Annotated in this window: 15 protein-coding genes and 1 pseudogene; 8 read left to right on the top strand and 8 right to left on the bottom strand. The window is 72.1% G+C overall.

All coding sequences use genetic code 11. From position 1 onward, the window contains the following. Nucleotides 1-257 precede the first annotated feature (257 nt). From Apa02nite_RS08105 to Apa02nite_RS08090, 4 genes and pseudogenes are all read right to left on the bottom strand, one after another. Nucleotides 258-1,370, bottom strand: a pseudogene (locus tag Apa02nite_RS08105) (arginase family protein); the annotation flags it as partial. Next, complete coding sequence (locus tag Apa02nite_RS08100; RefSeq protein WP_203824504.1) at nt 1,367-2,314, bottom strand: tetratricopeptide repeat protein; 948 nt, start codon at nt 2,312-2,314, stop codon at nt 1,367-1,369. The gene Apa02nite_RS08100 and the pseudogene Apa02nite_RS08105, both read right to left, overlap by 4 nt. A 108-nt stretch (nt 2,315-2,422) precedes the next feature. Continuing rightward, nucleotides 2,423-4,096, bottom strand: coding sequence for a coenzyme B12-dependent isobutyryl-CoA mutase large subunit (gene icmA, locus Apa02nite_RS08095; protein WP_203824503.1), 1,674 nt, complete (start codon nt 4,094-4,096; stop codon nt 2,423-2,425). 170 nt (nt 4,097-4,266) lie between these two features. After that, the gene (locus tag Apa02nite_RS08090; protein ID WP_239164183.1) at nt 4,267-5,475 is read right to left on the bottom strand and encodes an FAD-dependent oxidoreductase; all 1,209 of its coding nucleotides are present in this window, start codon (nt 5,473-5,475) and stop codon (nt 4,267-4,269) included. Between the two features lie 56 nt (nt 5,476-5,531). Between Apa02nite_RS08090 and Apa02nite_RS08085 the strand changes: the two genes are divergently transcribed. Continuing rightward, on the top strand, nt 5,532-6,116 hold the full coding sequence (locus tag Apa02nite_RS08085; RefSeq protein ID WP_203824501.1) for a PadR family transcriptional regulator: 585 nt from the start codon (nt 5,532-5,534) through the stop codon (nt 6,114-6,116). A 259-nt stretch (nt 6,117-6,375) separates the two neighbouring features. Here Apa02nite_RS08085 and meaB read toward each other — a convergent pair whose 3' ends face one another. Both meaB and Apa02nite_RS08075 read right to left on the bottom strand, forming a co-directional pair. Further along, nucleotides 6,376-7,341, bottom strand: coding sequence for a methylmalonyl Co-A mutase-associated GTPase MeaB (gene meaB, locus Apa02nite_RS08080; RefSeq protein ID WP_203824500.1), 966 nt, complete (start codon nt 7,339-7,341; stop codon nt 6,376-6,378). Between the two features lie 85 nt (nt 7,342-7,426). Next, entirely contained in the window at nt 7,427-8,605 is a 1,179-nt protein-coding gene (locus Apa02nite_RS08075) for an acetyl-CoA C-acetyltransferase (protein ID WP_203824499.1), read from the bottom strand. Between the two features lie 86 nt (nt 8,606-8,691). On the opposite strand from Apa02nite_RS08075, the gene mce reads away from it, so the two are divergent. From mce to Apa02nite_RS08055, 4 genes are all read left to right on the top strand, one after another. Continuing rightward, a complete protein-coding gene (gene mce / locus Apa02nite_RS08070; RefSeq protein ID WP_203824498.1) occupies nt 8,692-9,180 on the top strand; it encodes a methylmalonyl-CoA epimerase in 489 nt (162 codons plus the stop codon). 259 nt (nt 9,181-9,439) lie between these two features. Beyond that, the gene (locus Apa02nite_RS08065) at nt 9,440-10,777 is read left to right on the top strand and encodes a cell division protein DivIVA (RefSeq protein WP_203824497.1); all 1,338 of its coding nucleotides are present in this window, start codon (nt 9,440-9,442) and stop codon (nt 10,775-10,777) included. A gap of 232 nt (nt 10,778-11,009) precedes the next feature. Next, the gene (locus Apa02nite_RS08060; RefSeq protein ID WP_239164185.1) at nt 11,010-12,554 is read left to right on the top strand and encodes a Laminin subunit beta-1; all 1,545 of its coding nucleotides are present in this window, start codon (nt 11,010-11,012) and stop codon (nt 12,552-12,554) included. Nucleotides 12,555-12,623: 69 nt separating this feature from the next. Then, complete coding sequence (locus Apa02nite_RS08055) at nt 12,624-13,751, top strand: AI-2E family transporter (protein WP_203824496.1); 1,128 nt, start codon at nt 12,624-12,626, stop codon at nt 13,749-13,751. Between the two features lie 144 nt (nt 13,752-13,895). Here Apa02nite_RS08055 and Apa02nite_RS08050 read toward each other — a convergent pair whose 3' ends face one another. Then, nucleotides 13,896-14,696: an alpha/beta hydrolase gene (locus Apa02nite_RS08050; RefSeq protein ID WP_067685770.1), complete on the bottom strand. Its 801-nt coding sequence runs from the start codon at nt 14,694-14,696 to the stop codon at nt 13,896-13,898. A 27-nt stretch (nt 14,697-14,723) separates the two neighbouring features. Continuing rightward, on the bottom strand, nt 14,724-15,065 hold the full coding sequence (locus Apa02nite_RS08045; RefSeq protein ID WP_067685772.1) for an Rv1322 family protein: 342 nt from the start codon (nt 15,063-15,065) through the stop codon (nt 14,724-14,726). Between the two features lie 70 nt (nt 15,066-15,135). Between Apa02nite_RS08045 and Apa02nite_RS08040 the strand changes: the two genes are divergently transcribed. The 3 genes from Apa02nite_RS08040 (at nt 15,136) to Apa02nite_RS08030 (ending at nt 18,767) form a co-directional block, all read left to right on the top strand. After that, complete coding sequence (locus tag Apa02nite_RS08040; protein WP_203824495.1) at nt 15,136-16,629, top strand: aldehyde dehydrogenase family protein; 1,494 nt, start codon at nt 15,136-15,138, stop codon at nt 16,627-16,629. Between the two features lie 63 nt (nt 16,630-16,692). Continuing rightward, nucleotides 16,693-17,277, top strand: coding sequence for an ABC transporter ATP-binding protein (locus Apa02nite_RS08035; protein ID WP_203824505.1), 585 nt, complete (start codon nt 16,693-16,695; stop codon nt 17,275-17,277). Further along, nucleotides 17,274-18,767 carry a DUF6297 family protein gene (locus Apa02nite_RS08030; protein ID WP_203824494.1) on the top strand — a complete coding sequence of 498 codons (1,494 nt, stop codon included), beginning with the start codon at nt 17,274-17,276 and terminating at the stop codon, nt 18,765-18,767. The genes Apa02nite_RS08035 and Apa02nite_RS08030 overlap by 4 nt, the downstream gene beginning before the upstream one ends. The last annotated feature ends 86 nt before the right edge of the window (nt 18,768-18,853 follow it).

Genomic DNA, 18,853 nt, shown 5'->3' with positions numbered 1-18,853 from the left:
CCGGGCTCCTCGGTACCGGGCTCCTCGGTACCGGGCTCCTCGGTACCGGGCTCCTCGGTACCGGGCTCCTCGGTGCCGGGCTCCTCGGTGCCGACTTCGTCGAGGCCGGCGGCTTCTGCTTCGGCTTCCCCGGACGTGGAGTCGTGCACGTCGGGGTCGGCGATGCCGTCCGGGGAGTGCTCCACCGGCTCGTCCGGCGCAGCCTCCGGCTCCACGTCGGCGGGGACCTCCACCGACTCCGGAACAGCCTCGGGCTCCGGCGCGATGTCCGCGGCGACAGCTACGTCAGCGATGTCCACGACAGCCGCGGCCGCCGCCGGGGCGGCCGGGACCACCGGGACCACCGGGATCCCGATCCGCCGCCCGTCCGGCTGAGCCGCCAGGTCACGCCGCGCGGCGATCAGATCCGGTCGCGGCGTCACCGTCCGGACCGGCGCCAGCCCGCTCACCACCGCCGAGGTGATCTCCTCGGCGTAGCGGCCGTCCGGGTCGTAGTCCGGGTCGAAGACGGTGAGCTCCACGCCGAGGCAGTGCGGGGAGTCGACCAGTCCGGCCAGCAGCAGCTCCAGCTCCGGGAACGCGATGCCACCGGGATCCGGCGCGTCCACGGCCGGCATCACCGCCGGGTCGAGCACGTCCACGTCCACGTGCACCCAGTACCCGGCGCAGTCGACGAGCTGCTCCTTGGCCCACTGCGCGCTGCGGGCCGCGCCCTCGGCACGCAGGGCCGGCACCGGGCGGGTGACGATCCCGGCGGCCTGCAGGTCGAGGCGGTACTCGTCCTGGGCCCGGATGCCGAGCACCACCACGTCGATGTCCCGGAAGTACGGCCGGCGGCTCTCGATCGCCGCCAGGTTCGCCTGACCCCGGCCGGTCACCAGGGCCAGGTCCTCGCCGGCCGCCGCGCCGACGTACGACGCGTTGCCGGGGTGCCGGAAGTCGGAGTGCCCGTCCACGAAGACCAGCCCGATCCGGCCGCCGACCGCCTCGCCCAGCCGGTGCATGGCCAGGCCGGAGCCGATGAGTATCGAGCAGTCCCCGCCGAGCACGACCGGGAACTCCCCGCCGTCGATGATCGCGCCGATCCGGTCGGCGAGCGCCCGGGAGTACGCCGCGATCTCGGCGGCGTGCGCGACGCCGTCGCCGGGCCGCCAGTCACCCGGGTCGTACCGGGGCGGGGTGAGACAGCCGGCGTCCCGGGCGGCGAGCCGCGGCAGCAGGCCGTGGTCGCGGAGGGCGCCGGGCGCCTTGGCACAGCCCGGCACCGACGTCGCGGTCGGCGGACGCAGGCCGAGGTTGGACGGCGCGTCCAGAACGGCGATGCGTCGCACGACGCCCTCCCGCTTGTCTCGAAAAAACTGTTGGGTCAGAAGAGTGCGCTGGCCAGCGCCCGTCGTGCTCCCGCGACGGCCGGGTCGTCCGGTCCGGCGACGGCGAAGAGCGACAGCAGGTGCTTGCGTACCGCGTCACGATCCTCTCCGGCGGTCCGCTTGACCAGCCGCACCAGCCGGGCATATGCCTCGTCGGCCTGCCCGTTGAGCACCTCGACGTCGGCAGCGAGCCGCTGCGCCGCCAGGTCGTCGGGGTCGGCGTCGGCCCGGGCCAGCACCGACGCCGGGTCCTGACCGCTGATCCGGCGGTACAGCTCGACCTGCGCCAGGCCGGACTCGGCGGCGGCGTCGGCCGGCGACTCGGCCAGGATCTTCTTGTACGCCGCCTCGGCCGCGTCCAGGTCACCGACCATCAGCGCGTCGTCGGCCGCGTCCAGCCGCGGGTCCTCGGGCGCGGTCACCGCCGCGCCGACCCCGGCGACACCGGCGGCCTTGAGCACCGCGTCGATGTACTGCTTGATCTGGCTCTCCGGCAGCACGCCGGTGAAGCCCTCGACCGGCTGCCCGCCGATCACCGCGAGCACCATCGGGATGCCCTGCACCCGGAACGCCTGGGCGAGGCGCGGGTTGGCGTCCACGTCGACCTTGCCGAGCACCCAGGCGCCCTGCGCGGCGACGGCCAGCTTCTCCAGGATCGGGGAGAGCTGCTTGCACGGACCGCACCAGTCGGCCCAGAAGTCGAGGACCACCGGGGTGGTGAGCGAGCGCTCCAGAACCTCGGTCTCGAAGTTCGCCTCGCTGACATCGATGATCGTTTCCGGGGCGAGGCCCGGTAGGGTGCCGGGAACCGTGCCGGTCGGGGTGCCGTCGGAAGCGGCGGGACGGCTCGGCGCGGCCGGTTTGGCGGGTGCCGGGGCACGCAGCGCGCTGAGGTCGACCGCGCCGCGGGTGAAGATCGACGGAGTGGTCCGTGGGTCGCTCATGGTTACCTAGTCTTGCATGCTGTCCGGCCTGTTCGCGCCGACGCCGGGCGGCCGATATCGGACGTCACAACCCGCCCGCCCGGACCGGCCCCCGGCACGGCCGCCGCGTCAGAATCGGGCCGGCTCCCGGTACACGCCCCACTCGTCCTTCAGCACCCCGCAGATCTCGCCGAGCGTCGCCTCGGCCCGGGCCGCCTCGAGCATCGCCGGGATCATGTTGCCGGTGGTCCGGGCGACCGCGACCAGCTCCTCCAGCGCGGTCTTGACCCGCGCCTCGTCCCGCTGCTCCCGGCGCTCCGCGAGGGCCCGGTTCTGCTCCACCTCGACCTCGTGCGACACCCGGAGGATCTCCAGGTCCTTGGCGATGGTCTTCATGTGCGCGTTGACGCCGACGATCCGCTTCGCGTTCGTCTCCACCGACTGCTGGTGCACGAAGGCCGCCTCGGCGATGTGCGCGGTGAACCAGCCGTCCTCGATGCCGCGCAGGATGCCCGAGGTGATGCTGCCGTCGTCGCCGAGCCCGCGGATCCGCTCGAAGATCTCCTCGGCCTCCGCCTCGATCCGGTCGGTGAGCGCCTCGACATACCACGAACCGCCGAGCGGGTCGGCCACGTTGACCACCCCGGTCTCCTCCATCAGCACCTGCTGGGTGCGCAGGGCGATCTCGGCGGACTCGTCGGTGGGCAGCGCGAGCGTCTCGTCGAGCGCGTTGGTGTGCAGCGAGTTGGTCCCGCCGAGGATCGCGGAGAGCGCCTCGACGGCGGTGCGCACCACGTTGTTGACCGGCTGCTGCGCGGTCAGCGACACCCCGGCGGTCTGCGTGTGGAACCGCAGCCAGAGCGCCTTCTCACTGGTCGCGCCGTACTCGTCGCGCAGGTGCCGGGCCCAGATCCGCCGGGCGGCGCGGAACTTGGCGATCTCCTCGAAGAAGTCGATGTGCGCGTCGAAGAAGAAGCTGAGCCCGGGCGCGAACACGTTGACGTCCAGGCCCCGGGACAGGCCGAGTTCGACGTACCCGAAGCCGTCGGCCAGCGTGTACGCCAGCTCCTGCGCGGCGGTCGCCCCGGCCTCGCGGATGTGGTAGCCGCTGACCGACAGCGGCTTGTACTTCGGGATCTCCCGGGCGCAGTACTCCATCAGGTCGCCGATCAGGCGCAGGTGCGGCTCGGGTTCGAAGAGCCACTCCTTCTGCGCGATGTACTCCTTGAAGATGTCGGTCTGCAGCGTGCCGTCGAGCTTGCTCAGGTCGGCGCCCTGCCGCTCCGCGGCCACCAGGTACATCACGAAGACCGGGACGGCCGGGCCGGAGATGGTCATGCTGGTCGTGACGTCCTGCAGCGGGATGTCGGCGAACAGCACGTCCATGTCGGCCGCCGAGTCGATCGCCACGCCGCAGTGGCCGACCTCGCCGAGCGCGAACGGGTCGTCGGAGTCGCGGCCCATCAGGGTCGGCATGTCGAACGCCACGCTGAGCCCGCCACCGCCGGCCGCCAGGATCATCTTGTACCGCTCGTTGGTCTGCCGCGCGTTGCCGAACCCGGCGAACTGCCGGATCGTCCAGGTCCGCCCTCGGTACCCGGTCGGGTAGAGCCCTCGCGTGTACGGGAACTCGCCGGGCCAGCCGATCCGCTCGAAACCGGGGTAGGTCGCCCCGGGCTGCGGCCCGTAGACCGGCTCCACCTGGTTGCCGGAGAGCGTGGTGAAGTCGGCGTCCCGTTTGCGTGCGGCGTCGTAGCGGCGCTGCCAGCGCTCGCGCCCGGCCTCGATGTCGGATGCGTCCATGGGCACCATCCTAATCGCAGAACTGAACGATTACTAAGGTCCGGAAGCCGACGAGGACAAGGGATTTCCCTACTACCGCCGGGTAACCGGAACGGGGAGAGTCAGGCCGGGACATTTCCATCCCCCACCAGGCCCCGGCAGCGCCCGCCACGTTGCCGGGGTTTCCCGTCTCACCCGGCCGCGGGCAGCGGGGGCAGCCGGTGGTCGAGGATCCAGGCCTGCGGATCGCCCTTGCGCATCAGCAGCGTGAACAGGGCCGGCATCATCGCGTCCCGGATCGCCGCGCCGACCGGGCCGAGCACCTTGCCGCTGTTGCCGCGCCGGCCGTGTGCCGCCACCTTCCGCACCCGGGGGCGGCGGGCCGCCGCGTATGCCGCGAGGCCGGCCGCCGGCTCCCGGTGCTCGCGCAGGCTGTGCCCGAGCACCACGGCGTCCTCGATCGCCTGCGAGGCACCCTGCCCCGAGGTCGGCGCCAGGGCGTGCGCCGCGTCACCGACGAGCACGGTCCGGGTGTCGTGCCACACCCGTACCGAAAAAAGGTCTTCGGTGTTCCAGGGTCCGACGATCTCGTCGCTGGCCTTGATCAACTCGGCGGCCGGCGACGACGGGTCGTCCTCGAACAGCGTGATCAGGTGGGCCCGCCAGGACGCCGCGGTGAACGTGCCGGGCCCGATCGGCTGCTTCGCCGGCGGGTTCGCGAACCACCAGACCGAACCGTCCGGCGCGGTGGCCCAGCCGAAGAACGCCCGCTTGCCGAACGCCATCTGCATCACCCCGGGCGGCGCGGCCAGGCCCGGGGCGACCGGTCCGGCGGTGAACCCGCCCGCGTTGAGCAGGCCCAGGTAGTGCGGCTCGGGCCCGGCCGGGTCCAGCGACCGGCGGGTCCGCGAGCGCAACCCGTCCGCGCCGACGAGCAGATCGGCGTGCACCCGGCGGCCGTCGGCGAACTCCGCCTCGACCCGGTCCGGCCCGGTGACCGCCCGGGTCAGGGCCGCGCCGTAGACGATCGGAATCCCGCGCGCCTCGACCTCGGCGCGCATCGCGGCGTAGAGGTCCGAGCGCCGGATCGTGGTGGTGGCGAGCCCGGGGCCGGAGCGCGGCCCGCCCAGCGGCAGCTCGGCGAGCACCCGCCCGGACGCGCCGCGCAGCGCCATCACCGGGGTCGGGAAGCCCTTGGCCAGTACCTTGTCCGGGTCCAGACCGAGGGAGCGGAGCGCGTGCAGCCCGTTCACCGCGACGGTGAGGAACGCGCCGCGCTCGTCGGCGGCACCGCGCTCGTGACGCTCGTGGACGACCGGGGCGAACCCGGCACTCTGCAGGGCGATGGCCGCGGCGGTGCCGGCGATGCCACCCCCGATCACGGCAGCTTCTTTAGTCATAGTATGACTATCCATACAATGACTATGCGGCGTCAAGAGATCGTAGGCTGCTTGGCATGAAGCGCTCCCCACTGGCGACCCTGTTGCTGGCTCTGCTCGTGGAGGCGCCGATGCACCCGTACCGGATGTTGCAGGTGATCAAGGAGCGCGGTCAGGACCAACTGGTCAACGTGGCGCAGCGCAACAGCGTCTACCAGGCCCTCGACCGGCTGGTGCGTGACGGTCTGGCCCGCGCCGGGGAGACCACCCGGGAGGCCGGGCGGCCGGAACGCACCGTCTACGAGGTGACCGAGGAGGGCGCCGCCACGCTGCACCGCTGGCTGCTCGAGATGCTGCCGGCCCCGGCCCGCGAGTTCCCGGAGTTCCCGGTGGCGCTGGCGTTCCTGGCGCTGCTCGGCCCGGCGCAGACCCGTGACCTGCTCACCCGCCGCGCCGATGCGGTGCAGGAACGCCTCACCGCGATCGAGGCACAGGCCCCGCCCGGCCTGCCCCGGCTCTTCCTGCTCGAGGACGAGTACCGCGCCGCCGTCCTGCGCGCCGAGCTGACCTGGCTGCGCGGCGTCGTCACCGACCTGGAGAACAACACCCTGACCTGGGACCGCGCCCTGATCGAGCAGACGCTCACCCAGTTCTCCGGCTGAGACCACCCGGCACGCGCGAGGCCGCCCGCACTTCCGCTCAACCCTCTTCCGGTACGGATACGGAGCGCTCGTCCGCAGGCTACGAGCCACGTCCCGCCCGTGAGGCCGGCGCGACGCCCGCGAGGATGCCGGACCGCGGCGCGCCTCCCGGTCCCCGGCTGGTTCTCAGGGGTGTCTCCGGGCGGTTGAGGCACCCCTGAGGACCAGCCAGGAGCGGTGAGCGCGTCGTGGTCCGGGCCGGCTGCGGTCGTGCGAGCGGTCAGCGGGTCGCTTCGAGGCCGGCGACCAGCTCGCCGGCCGCGGCGTACGGATCGATCGCCCCGTCCGCGACCCGGGCCGCGAGGTCCACGAGTGCCGTGCCCCCGCGGAGATCGCCGATCCGGGCCCGCAGCGTGCCCAGCGCCAGCGCCGAGATCTCCGCGGCGGCCCGCCGTTCCCGCCGGGTCCGCAGCTCACCGGTGTCGGTCAGCCAGGCGCGGTGCTTGCCGATCGCGGCCACCACGTCGTCGATGCCCTCGTTCTTCACCGCGACCGCGCGGACCACCAGCGGCCGCCAGTCCCCGGCGGTGCGCTCGCCGAGCGCCAGCATCCCCTGGATGTCCCGGTACGTGTTGTCCGCGCCCGGCCGGTCCGCCTTGTTGATCACAAAGACGTCGGCGATCTCCAGCACGCCGGCCTTGACCGCCTGGATCGCGTCGCCCATGCCCGGCGCGAGCAGCACCAGCGTGGTGTCGGCCAACGAGGAGATCTCCACCTCGGCCTGACCCACCCCGACCGTCTCGACCAGGACCACGTCGCAACCGGCACCCTCGAGCACCCGGACGGCCTGCGGCGTGGCCGCGGAGAGCCCGCCGAGCTGACCGCGACTGGACATCGAGCGGATGTAGACGCCCGGATCCGCGGTGTGTTCCTGCATCCGCACCCGGTCGCCGAGGATGGCACCCCCGGTGAACGGGCTGGACGGGTCCACGGCCAGCACACCGACCCGGTGCCCGGCCAGGCGCAGCGCGCGGACCAGCTCGTTCGTGGTGGTCGACTTGCCGACGCCGGGAGCGCCGGTGAGGCCGACCACCTGGGCCCGGCCGGCGTAGGGCGCCATGGCCGCGGCGACCTCGGGCAGCGCCGGGTCGCCGTTCTCCACCAGGGTGATCAGCCGGGCCACCGACCGCGGGTCACCCTCCCGAGCCTTTGCGACCAGGGAGGGGACGTCACGCAAACGACTCACACTGGGCTGCCTTTGTCGTGCTCTCCCGGCCCTCGCCTGCGAGACCGCCGGTCAGGGCACGGTGAGTGCCGCTCGGTGCAGTCGATCACGACGGTACTTTAATGATCAGGGCGTCGCCCTGACCACCACCGCCGCAGAGACCCGCCGCGCCGGTCCCCCCGCCGCGCCGCTTCAGCTCCAGAGCCAGGGTGAGGACCAGCCGGGCGCCGGACATCCCGATCGGGTGACCGAGAGCGATCGCCCCGCCGTTCACGTTGACCTTCTCCTCGCCGACCTTCAGCTCCCGCATCGACTGGATGACCACCTGCGCGAACGCCTCGTTGATCTCGATGAGGTCGAGGTCGTCCACGGTCAGCCGGGCCTTCTCCAGCGCGTGCTTGATCGCGTTGGCCGGCTGCGACTGCAGCGAGCTGTCCGGGCCGGCCACGTTGCCGTGCGAGGTGATCTCGGCGAGCCAGGTCAGGCCCAGCTCCTCGGCCTTGGCCCGGCTCATCACCACGACCGCGGCCGCGCCGTCGGAGATCGGCGACGCGGTCGCCGCCGTGATCGTCCCGTCCGGGGCGAACGCCGGCCGCAGCTTGGCCAGCGACTCGGCGGTGGTGCCGGGCCGGACGCCCTCGTCGGTGTCGATCGGGCCGGGGGCCTTCCGGTCGCCGGACGGCACCGGGGCGATCTCCTCGGCGAACCGGCCGGTGTGCTGCGCCTGCGCGGCCCGCCGGTGGCTGAGCGCGGCGAACTCGTCCTGCGCGGCCCGGCTGATGTCCAGGCTCGCGCCGCTGGTCTCGGTGGACTCGCCCATCGAGACGCCGGCCCACGGGTCGGTCAGCCCGTCCAGCGCCATGTGGTCGCGGACCACGACGTCGCCGAACTTGGTGCCCTGCCGCTGGTTGATCAGGTGGGGGGCGTTCGTCATCGACTCCATGCCGCCGGCCACCACGATGTCGTACTCGCCGGCGCGGATCAGCTGGTCGGCGAGGGCGATCGCGTCCAGGCCGGAGAGGCACACCTTGTTGACGGTGAGCGCCGGGGTGGTCATCGGGATGCCGGCCGCGACGGCGGCCTGGCGGGCCGGGATCTGCCCGCAGCCGGCCTGCAGCACCTGGCCCATGATGACGTACTGGACCTGGTCGGGGGCGACGCCGCCACGGGACAGCGCGGCGGCGATGGCGTGCCCGCCGAGGGCGGTGGCGGGCAGGTTCTTGAGGTTGCCGAGCAGGCGCCCCATCGGGGTACGGGCGCCACTGACGATCACGGAGGTGGTCACGAGTCATGTCCGATCTGCGACGGCCGGGTGACGGGAGCGGGCACCCGGGGCAGCCTTAACGATGGGTCAGGTCAGAGACTAACGGCATGACAGACCACGCATCGAGTGCCACCCATCCCGAGAATGTCACATTCTCCGGAGTCGAATTGTTGCGGATCGACCACGTCGGGATAGCCGTGGCGGATTTGGACGAGGCCATCCGGTTCTATGGAGAAACGCTTGGTTTGCGGTGTGTGCACCAAGAAACCAATGACGAACAAGGCGTACGGGAAGCCATGCTCGCGGTCGGCGACGACACCGGTCCCCGGATCCAGTTGCTCGCCCCGCTGCGACCGGATTCGGCCATCGCGAAGTTCCTCGACCGCAGCGGTCCGGGGCTGCAGCAACTCGCCTACACGGTGGCCGATGTGGAGGTCGCCGCCGACGCCCTGCGGGCCCGCGGCCTGCGGTTGCTCTACGACACGCCGCGGCGCGGCACCGCCGGATCGCGGATCAACTTCGTCCACCCGAAGGACGCCGGCGGCGTTCTGGTCGAGTTGGTCGAGCCGGCCGTGGGGGGTACACCGGTCGGGTGATTCAGCCTGACGTGAGCCCGGTCTCCTGGCAGGATCAGCCCCATTGAGCAGGGCCGACCACCCCGAACGCGGGGTTGCGCTCACCCGAAACCCCGAGTCAGCAGGTGGCGACGGGACGACGCCGGACCGGCCGGTGAGTGACGGGCGTCCCCCGAACGGCCCGCCACCCGACTGCGGTCCAGGTCAAAGCTGATCTACATTGGGGTTCGACTGCCGTTCCGCCCTTGCATGTCCGCTCCCTTCTCGCCAGGATGGCGCAATGCCCCAGCAGCAGGATCAGAACCTGGCCTTCTTCGAGACCGCGAATACGCAGCACGACTTCACCGTTGTCCTGCGTGGTTACGACCGCCACCAGGTCGACGGACACATCGGCCGGCTGCTCGCCGCGCTGAACCAGTCCGAGCAGGCCCGCGGTGAAGCCGAGCAGCGGATGAACGACGCCCAGCGCCGGCTCCGCCAGGCTGAGCAGCGGCTGAACGTGCTGGAGCAGAAACTCGCCGACAGCAACAAGCTGCTCGAGGAGAACAACCGGCCGACGCTCTCCGGGCTGGGCACCCGGGTGGAGCAGATCCTGCGGCTCGCCGAGGAACAGGCAAACGACCACCGCAGCGAGGCCAAGCGGGAGAGCGAGGGCATCCTCTCCGCAGCTCGGCTGGAAGCGCGGGAGATCACCGACAAGGCTCGCGCCGAGGCCGCCGCCATGAAGGCGACCGCCGAGCGGGAGGCCGGTCAGGTCCGCACGCACGCCGAGCGCGAGGCCGCGGAGGCCCGGGTCCAGGCCCGGCGCGAGGCCGACACGCTCCGCTCGGACGCCGACCGCGAGACCAAGCAGCTGCGTACGGTCACCGCGCACGAGGTCGCCGAGCTCAAGTCGACCACCGAGCGGGAGGTCGCCTCGCTGCGCGCCACCGCCGAGCGGGAGATCACCCAGGCTCGGGCGAAGGCCGGCCGGGAGGCCGAGGAGAAGCGCGCCGAGGCCACCAAGCTGCTCGCCGACGCCCGCGACAAGCGCGACAAGGACCTGCAGGCACTGGCCCTGGAGATCGCCGAGCGCCGGGAGAAGGCCGAGACCGAGGAGTCACAGCGGCACGCCGCCCAGGTCGCCGCGACCCAGAAGATGATCTCCGAGGCCGAGCAGCGGGCCCGCGCCGCCGAGGACCGCGCCAAGGAGATCTCGCAGCACGCCGAGAGCCGCCGGATCGAGTCCGAGCGCACCGCCGGTGAGACCATCGACAAGTCCCGGGCGCTCGCCGAGAAGACCGTCTCGGAGGCCCGCTCGGAGGCCAACCGTCTGCTCAGCGAGGCCCGGACCGAGTCCGAGCTGACCACCCAGGCGGCCCGCCGCGAGGTCGAGGACCTCACCCGGCAGAAGGACGCGGTCACCAACCAGTTGGGCCAGATGTTGTCCGGCCTGTCCGGTCTGGTGCCCGGTGTCGGTGCCGCTCCGGCTGCGAAGGCGGCCACCGAGGCGGCCAAGCCGGCTCAGCCCGCGCCGCAGGCCAGCGCGCCGCAGGCCGCCGCTCAGCCGGCCGCGCAGACCGAGCAGGACGCGGCCGAGGCCGGCGACGAGCCGGTGGCGGCACAGACCAATTCGTGACCGGCTGTCCCGGTCCCTGAAGTTGCGGACTCCCCGGGAGTGCGCGACGGTGAGTCAGGCCGGGTGGTTTTTGTGACTCAGGCCGTACCGGAGTTTCTCCGGTACGGCCTGACTCGTTGGGGCGCGTAGCCTAGGTTTCGCGCCCGTCCGGTCGGACAATTTGGTAACTACCCGCATGGTCCCCATCAGTCCGGTGTGTATCACCACGCTCCGGGACCATGCGTATGTGAGGATGGAGAGCATGTCGCACGGCGGTGAAATCTTCGGTCTTGGCGGAGAATCGGCCCCCGAGCCCAGCTTCGAAACCGCCCTACGTGGTTACGAACGCAAGCAGGTCGAGCGCTACGTCGCCCGCGCCGAGAACGAGATCGCCGCCCTGGCCGCCGAGCGCGAACAGGCCTATTCGCAGATCCAGGCGATGGCCGCGCAGATCGAGCGGCTCCAGCAGGAGATCACGCAGACCCGGCGCAACACCGGCATCACCGGCGAGGTCTCGTTCCGGCACCTGGGCCCCCGGGTCGAGCAGATCCTGGCGCTCGCCGAGGAGCAGGGCGAGGCGATCAAGGCGTCGGCCACCGACGACATCGCCGGCCGGCTCGCCGAGGCGGAGCGGATCCGGGCCGAGGCCGAGGCGCACGCGCACGACGGCATCCGGGACTTCGAGATCGCGCTGGCCGCCCGCCGCGCGGAGGAGGAGAAGGTCGACACCGCCAAGCGCTCCGCCGCGGACAAGGCCGTCGCCAACGCCCGGCAGTCCGCCGAGCAGATCCGCGTCGAGAGCGAGGCCCTGCTCGCCCGGGCCCGGGCCGAGGCCCAGCACCTGGGTGACAAGGCCGCGAGCGACGCCCAGCGGGCGCGCGCCGAGGTCGACGGCTACGTGCAGTCCACCCGCATGCAGGCCGAGCAGGAGCTCAAGGCGCTGCGGGAGAAGACCAACCAGGAGATCACCACTCGCCGTGCCGACGCGGACCGGGAGCACGCCGACCTCAAGGCCGCCGTGGACCACGAGCTCGCGCTGCGCCGGCACGCGGTGATCGAGGAGCTCGGCCAGATGCGCTCCGGTGTCGAGAAGCAGTGCGCCGACCTGCGCAGCGAGGCCGACAAGTACGCCGAAGAGGTGCTCCGCCGCTCCGACGAGCAGGCCACCGCCACCCGCAAGGAGCTGGCCGCCCACCAGGACAAGATCGCCAAGGCGGTCAGCGAGTTCGAGGCCGCCCAGGCCAAGGTCGCCGAGGCCGACCAGCGACTGGCCGCCGCTCAGGAGCTGGCCCAGGCCGGCGAGCGGGAGACCGAGCAGGTCAAGCAGGGCCTGGCCGAGGCCACCAAGGAGCTGGAGAGCACGCTGCAGCGGGTCACCGAGGCGAAGCGGGCCGGTGAGGCCGCCGAGCGGCACGCCGCCGACGTCCGCCGTCAGGTGCAGCGCGAGGCGAAGCGGGTGGCCGAGCTGGCCGCCGCCGCGGTGATGGCCGCCGCCGCCTCACCGGAGGTGCCCGACCCGGAGGCCGGCCGGCACGACGAGTTCTACGACGCCGAGCCCACGCCCGCGACTCCCGCACCGGCCACCCCTGCGGCTGCCACTCCCGCACCGGCCGCCCCCGCGCCTGCCACGCCGTCCGCTCCCGCGGTCGGCACGCACGCGGTGCCCACCGAGAATCCCGGCTCGCACGCCGAGAAGACCGGCACCCACGCGGCCACCGAGGCGCAGCCGGCCAAGGTGACCGCCTCGGCCAAGGTCACCGTCCCGCAGGCGAGCCGGGTGTCCGCGGACGCGGAGTAACCGGGTCGACGACCGTCGCCCGGCGGGGTTAGCCTCCGGGCTTCGGCGGTCTGCTGTGGAGGTCCCGCGATGTCATCCGAACCGGCCACGCCCCCTCTCGAGGAGCCTGCCGAAGAGATTGCCGAGGAGGAGCCGGCGGCCCCCACTCAGCGGTTCGGCGCACCCGGGGAGCCGCTGAACCGGCGCAGCCCGTTCCTGTTCGGCTTCCTGTTCGGGCTGGGCGTGATCGTGGCGTACGCGCTCTTCCTGGGCTTTCGCAACGCGGCCTCGATCCTCGTACTCATCTTCATCGCGCTGTTCCTGGCGATCGGCCTGAACCCGGCGGTGGTCCGGCTGCGCCGGTGGGGCCTGCCGCACGGGCTGGCCGTGGCGATCGTCGCGCTGACCGTGGTGGCGCTGCTGGTCGGCGGGATCATCGCGCTGATCCCGCCGCTGGTCACCCAGACCACCGAGCTGATCAACAACGCGCCCGAGACGATCGAGAACCTGCGCCGCAGCGAGACGGTCAACGAGCTGGTGCAGCGCTACGACATCGTCAACAAGGTGCAGAGCGCGGTGAACGCGAGCACCATCGGCAACACCCTCGGCGGGGTGGTCGGCGGCGCCAAGCTGATCTTCGGGACGATCTTCAACGTCCTCACCGTGCTGGTGCTGACGATCTATTTCATGGCGTCCTTCGAGCGGCTGAAAGAGGGCGGGTACTCGCTGGTGCCCGCGTCGCGCCGGGACCGGGTGCGGCTGCTCACCGACGAGATCCTGACCAAGGTCGGCGCGTACATGGTGGGCGCGCTGGCGATCGCCATCCTGGCCGGGCTGAGCACGTTCGTGCTGGCCGTGCTGCTGGAGCTGCCGTACCCGTTCGCCCTGGCCGTGGTCGTCGCGGTCTGCGACCTGATCCCGCAGATCGGCGCCACCATCGGCGCCGTGATCGTCAGCGTGGTCGGGCTGGCCTCGTCGGTCTCCGACGGCGTCGTCTGCATCGTCTTCTTCATCATCTACCAGCAGATCGAGAACTACCTGATCTACCCGAACGTGATGCGCCGCTCGGTCAAGGTCAGCGACGTCGGCGCGGTGGTCGCGGCCCTGCTCGGCGTGGCGCTGTTCGGCGTGGTCGGCGCACTCGTCGCCATCCCGATGGTCGCCGCCGTCCAGCTGATCGCCCGAGAGGTCATGGTCCCCAGCATGAACGACCGCTGACCGACCGCTTTTCCCTTAACCCCCTTTGGTACGAATACCGAGCGCCCCGCCGCAGAGCCCGAGCGTGGGGAGTTTCGGTGCGCTCCGCACCCAAAATCCCCACGCAACCGCCACGACAACCGAGCGTGGGGAGTTGGGGTGCGGTCAGTCCTTCAGCGGGGTGGGTACCTCGACGTCGGCGAAGGCGGCGACGGTGCGGTTGGCGTAGGCGTTCATGTCGCCGGTCTCGATCGGGCCGTCCCAGGTCTGCGGCAGCGGGGTCGGCACGGCGGGGGCGACGCGCTGGACGACCGCGTCGAGGACCTTCTCGGCGTCGCCGACCCAGAGGTGCTTGGCGCCCGGGACCGGCACCACCTCGGCCTGGGGGATCGCCGCGAAGCGTTCGGCGGCTTCCGGCGGGCGCAGGTAGTCGTCGAACTCCGGGATCAGCGCGGTCACCGGTTTGCCGTCGGCGGCCCAGGCGGCCAGGTGCTCGGGGCGGGAGAAACGCAGCGGCGGGGAGAGCAGGATGGCGCCGGTGACCGCGGGTTCGAGGCCGTACATCAGGGTGAGGTCGGTGCCGAAGGACCAGCCGAGCAGCCAGAGGTTCGGCAGGTCGGCGAACTCCGCGTACTCGATCGCGGCGGCCACGTCGAAGCGCTCGTCGACGCCGGACGCGAACGTGCCGCCGCTGGTGCCGCGCACACTGCTCGTACCCCTGGTGTTGAAACGCAGGACCGCGAGGCCGGCCAGGGCCGGGAGGCGCCAGGCGGCCTTGCGGAAGACGTGGCTGTCCATCATCCCGCCGTGGGTGGGCAGCGGGTGCAGGCAGATGACGGTGGCCACCGGGTCGCGGTCCAGCGGCCGGGCCAGCTCGCCGACCAGGGTGACGCCGTCCGCGGTGTGCAGCTCGATGTCCTCCCGGTGCGCGGGGAGGATCGAGTTGGCACGGATCTGGTTGCTCATGCCCCGATCATTGCCCACGGGGACGGCCTATCCATACCGCGGGGCGTTCCGCGACCGCTCCACCCCGGGGCCGCGCCGGTCGCGGGCGCGCCAGCACCCCGTGTGCCAGTGCCGGCGGTCGGTCTCGTCGCCGCGGCCGTCGATCGGCCAGGCCACCACGTGCGCGACACCCGGCCGGATCTCCTGCATGCAGCCGGGACACCGGTACGTCTTGGCCGCCGCCCCGCCGAAGATCGAGCGCACCATCCACTCGCCGTCCTGCCACTGCTGGACGCCCTCGATGCCTTTGCGCACCCCCTCACCGGCGAGCTGGGGGCGGTCCGGCTGGTCCGGGTTCTTACGGCGTGGGTGATTGCGGCGGGGGCTCACGGATCAAGCGTACGGATTCATCTGCGTCTCCCTGGTGACTGGCCGGTAACTTACCGCCTAGACTCCGGACATGACGGCGACTCACGTTCCCGGCCTGCCCGTGATCGAGGACGGCCACCTGATCTCCACGAACCCGGCCAGCGGCGCCGAGGCGGGCCGCGTGCCGGTCGCCGACGAGAAGGCGGTGATCGCCGCCGTCGAGCGGGCTCGGGAAGCCGCCCTGTGGTGGCAGAGCCTCGGGTGGGACGGCCGCAAGACCCGGCTGCTGCGCTGGCGCACCCTGCTGGTCGAGCGCATCCAGGAGCTGGCCGAGCTCGCCGAGCTGGAGAGCGGCAAGCCGGTCAACGACGGGATCATCGAGGTCACCGCGGCCGTCGAGCACCTGGACTGGGCCGCCAAGAACGCCAAGCGGGTGCTCGGCCCGCGCCGGATGCGCACCCGGCTGCTGCTCGCCGAGCACGTCGGCCACCTGGAGTACCAGCCGTACGGCGTGGTCGGCGTGATCGGCCCGTGGAACTACCCGATCGTCACCCCGATCGGCCCGATCTCCGGTGCCCTGGCGGCCGGCAACGCCGTCGTCTTCAAGCCCAGCGAGTACACCCCGGTGGTCGGCCAGTGGCTGGCCGACACGTTCGCCGAGATCGTGCCGGAGCACCCGGTGCTGCAGGCCGTGCACGGGCTGGGTGACGTCGGCGGGGCGCTGTGCCGCTCCGGTGTGCAGAAGGTCTCGTTCACCGGCTCCACCGCCACCGGCAAGAAGGTGATGGCCGCCTGCGCGGAGAACCTGGTGCCGGTGGTGATCGAGGCGGGCGGCAAGGACGCGCTGATCGTGGACGCCGACGCGGACGTGGCGGCGGCGGCCGAGGCGGCGGTGTGGGGTTCGATGACCAACGCCGGGCAGACCTGCATCGGCATCGAACGGGTCTACGCGGTCGAGTCGGTCTACGACAAGTTCGTCGACGCCGTGGTGGAGAAGGCCGGCAAATTGCGCACCGGCCAGGAGATCGGCCCGATCACCATGCCGAAGCAGCTCGACATCATCCGCGACCACATCGAGGACGCGCTGGCCAAGGGCGGCCGGGCGGTGCTCGGTGGCGCCGATGCGGTGCAGGCGCCGTACGTGTCGCCGACCGTGCTGGTGGACGTGCCGGCGCACTCCTCGGAGATGCGTGAGGAGACGTTCGGGCCGACGCTGACCATCACGAAGGTGCGCGACGCCGACGAGGCGGTGCAGAAGGCGAACGACTCCCCGTACGGGCTGGGAGGTTCGGTCTTCGGCAAGAAGGACGCCATTCGGATCGCGCGGCGGCTGCGGTCCGGGATGGTGGCCGTCAACGGCACGCTGACCTTCGTCGGGATGGGCAACCTGCCGTTCGGCGGGGTCGGCGAGTCCGGGTTCGGGCGGATCCACGGCGAGGACGGGCTCCGCGAGTTCGCCAGGGCCAAGGCGATCACCGTACGCCGGGCCCGGTCGCTGCTGCCCGCGATGACCTTCGAGCGCACCCCGGCCCAGGTCCAGCAGATCGTCAAGGCCCTGCGCTTGCTCTACGGACGCAAGCCCTAGTCTGATCGGGTGGCTGACCACCCCGCGGTTGAGGTAAGTGATCTCACGGTGAGCTACGGCTCGATGCCGGTGCTCGAGAGGGTCGGGTTCACCGTCCCGGCCGGCACCGGCATCTGCGTCACCGGCGAGAACGGCATCGGCAAGTCCACCCTGCTGCGCTGCGTCAGCGGCCTGCAACAACCGGACGACGGCCGGATCCGGGTGTTCGGCGCCACCCCCGGCTCGAGCCCCGAGTTCTGGGCCGCGGTGTGCACCACCGTGGAGCCGCCGACCTGGTATCCCGGGCTGACCGTCCGGGAGCACGCCGAGCTGATCTGCCGCGCGCACGGGCAGAACCCGGACGAGGCCGGCATCGGTGAGGCGCTGGAACGGTTCGGCCTGGCCGGGCACGCCGACGCCATCCCGCCGTCGCTCTCCTCCGGGCAGAAGCAGCGGCTCACCCTGGCCCTGGTCCTGATCCGGCCCAGTTCGCTGCTCATCCTGGACGAGCCGGAGCAGCGCCTCGACCCGGAGGGCCGGGCCGCGGTCGCCGAGATGCTCGTCGAATACCTGAGCACCGGCGGCTCGCTGCTGATGGCCAGCCACGACGACAAGTTCGCGGTGGCCTCCGGCAGCGAACTCACGACCATGGAGTCCTTGCACCCATGACCGTCATCGTCGAGCTGCGGCCGGTCCGCCGCTGGCTGCACCAACGGCAGGTGGCCCACCGGGAGCGCGGCGCGACGCTGGGCAACCTCTACTTCGCGACGCTGTTCTGCGCGGTGGTCGGCGCCATGCTGCACGAGAAGCTGGCCGCGATCTTCTGGCCGGACACGCTGGACCTCGGCGCCTGGCCGGCCCTCGGGCTGATTCTGATCATCGGTGGCTTCCTGCTGACGGCGATGCGCGCGACCGGGCCGGTCACGCTCGGCCGGCCCGCCGCGTATTTCCTGCTCACCGCGCCGGTGAGCCGACGCCGGCTGCTGCTGCCGTCGCTGCGCCTGGCCGCGCTCACCGCCGCGCTGGTCGCCGGCCTGGTCAGCACCGCGATCGCCGGGCACGCCGCCCCGCACCACCTCGCCGCGCCGCTGATCATCGGGGGCGCGCTGCTGGGCGTCGTCCTGCTCCTGGTCGCCGTGGTCGCCCAGCGCTCCGACCGATGGGCCGCCGTCACCGACTGGTTCGCCACCACCGCGGTCACGCTCGGGCTCGCCACGCTGATCTTCGACACGATCGGCGAGGTGGCGCCACCGGATCCGGGCGCGTGGCCGGCGAGACCGATTCTGGTCACCGTGGTCGCTTCGCTCGCGGTTCTGGTCGCGGCCTGCGGCGCCTTGATCGTACGAAATCTGGCTCGCACCCCGGACGCTCGCATCCTGGACGCCGCGAAGATCACCGGGACCCTCTTCGACAGCGCGTTCGGTATCGAGCCGTCGTTCGTGATCGACATGGTCGCGCGGCACCGCTGGTCGCGGCGGCGGCTCACCTCGGCCCGTCCGTCGGCCCGCCTCCCGGTCCTGACCGGCCAGGATTTCCTGATGGTCCGCCGCCGGGGCGCCCGGCTGCTCTGGCTGCTCGCCGCCACACCGGTCCCGATGCTGCTCGCCCCGGCGCCGGACTGGGTGCTCGCGCTGGCCCTGCCGATCGGCGCGATGATCGCCGGCGGCACCACGACCGCCACGGTGAACACCGACGCCGGCAACCCGGTCCTGCTCCGCCTGCTCGGCCTCAACTCCCGGCAGGCCCTGCTGCAGCGGCTGTGGATCCCGGCCGTGCTGGGGTTCGCCTGGTCGCTGATCGCGCTGCTCCTGCTGCAGACCGGCGACCGGCTCCCGGCCGGCCCGTGGTGGCTGCTCAGCGTGCCGCTGGGCATCACCGGCGGTGTCGCCGCGGTCCGCCGGGCCCGCGGCGGTTTCGTCCGTAACGACCTGCTCCCGCTGGACACCCCGATGGGCACCCTCTCCACCGGCCCGCTGGTGCACGCCGTGGCCGGCCCGGACGCGCTGATCCTGGCCGTGCCGACGGTGGTCGCGATCCTGCAGGACACCCCGCTGTCCTGGACCATGGTGCTGTTCCAGACCGCGCTGGCGGTCCTGGGCACCCGCGCCTACCTGGCCGGCACCACCGACCCGGAACGGGTCGAACTCAACGTCCGCTGACCCACCCCACCCCCTCACACCCGCTGCGTGTGAAGTTACGGTCCGCTCCGCACCCAAACTCCCCACGCAAGGTCTGAAACGGCGCT

Origin of the sequence: Actinoplanes palleronii (assembly GCF_016862315.1) — a bacterium.
Taxonomy (GTDB): domain Bacteria; phylum Actinomycetota; class Actinomycetes; order Mycobacteriales; family Micromonosporaceae; genus Actinoplanes; species Actinoplanes palleronii.
This window is presented reverse-complemented; position numbering and strand designations above follow the sequence as displayed.

Coding starts and splice junctions, on each gene's coding strand:
- Apa02nite_RS08040 (WP_203824495.1), top strand. CDS start 15,136: ATGACGGCGACTCACGTTCCCGGCCTGCCCGTGATCGAGGACGGCCAC.
- Apa02nite_RS08100 (WP_203824504.1), bottom strand. CDS start 2,314: ATGAGCGACCCACGGACCACTCCGTCGATCTTCACCCGCGGCGCGGTC.
- Apa02nite_RS08055 (WP_203824496.1), top strand. CDS start 12,624: ATGTCATCCGAACCGGCCACGCCCCCTCTCGAGGAGCCTGCCGAAGAG.
- mce (WP_203824498.1), top strand. CDS start 8,692: ATGACAGACCACGCATCGAGTGCCACCCATCCCGAGAATGTCACATTC.
- Apa02nite_RS08050 (WP_067685770.1), bottom strand. CDS start 14,696: ATGAGCAACCAGATCCGTGCCAACTCGATCCTCCCCGCGCACCGGGAG.
- Apa02nite_RS08035 (WP_203824505.1), top strand. CDS start 16,693: ATGCCGGTGCTCGAGAGGGTCGGGTTCACCGTCCCGGCCGGCACCGGC.
- Apa02nite_RS08065 (WP_203824497.1), top strand. CDS start 9,440: ATGCCCCAGCAGCAGGATCAGAACCTGGCCTTCTTCGAGACCGCGAAT.
- Apa02nite_RS08030 (WP_203824494.1), top strand. CDS start 17,274: ATGACCGTCATCGTCGAGCTGCGGCCGGTCCGCCGCTGGCTGCACCAA.
- Apa02nite_RS08090 (WP_239164183.1), bottom strand. CDS start 5,475: ATGACTAAAGAAGCTGCCGTGATCGGGGGTGGCATCGCCGGCACCGCC.
- Apa02nite_RS08060 (WP_239164185.1), top strand. CDS start 11,010: ATGGAGAGCATGTCGCACGGCGGTGAAATCTTCGGTCTTGGCGGAGAA.
- icmA (WP_203824503.1), bottom strand. CDS start 4,096: ATGGACGCATCCGACATCGAGGCCGGGCGCGAGCGCTGGCAGCGCCGC.
- Apa02nite_RS08085 (WP_203824501.1), top strand. CDS start 5,532: ATGAAGCGCTCCCCACTGGCGACCCTGTTGCTGGCTCTGCTCGTGGAG.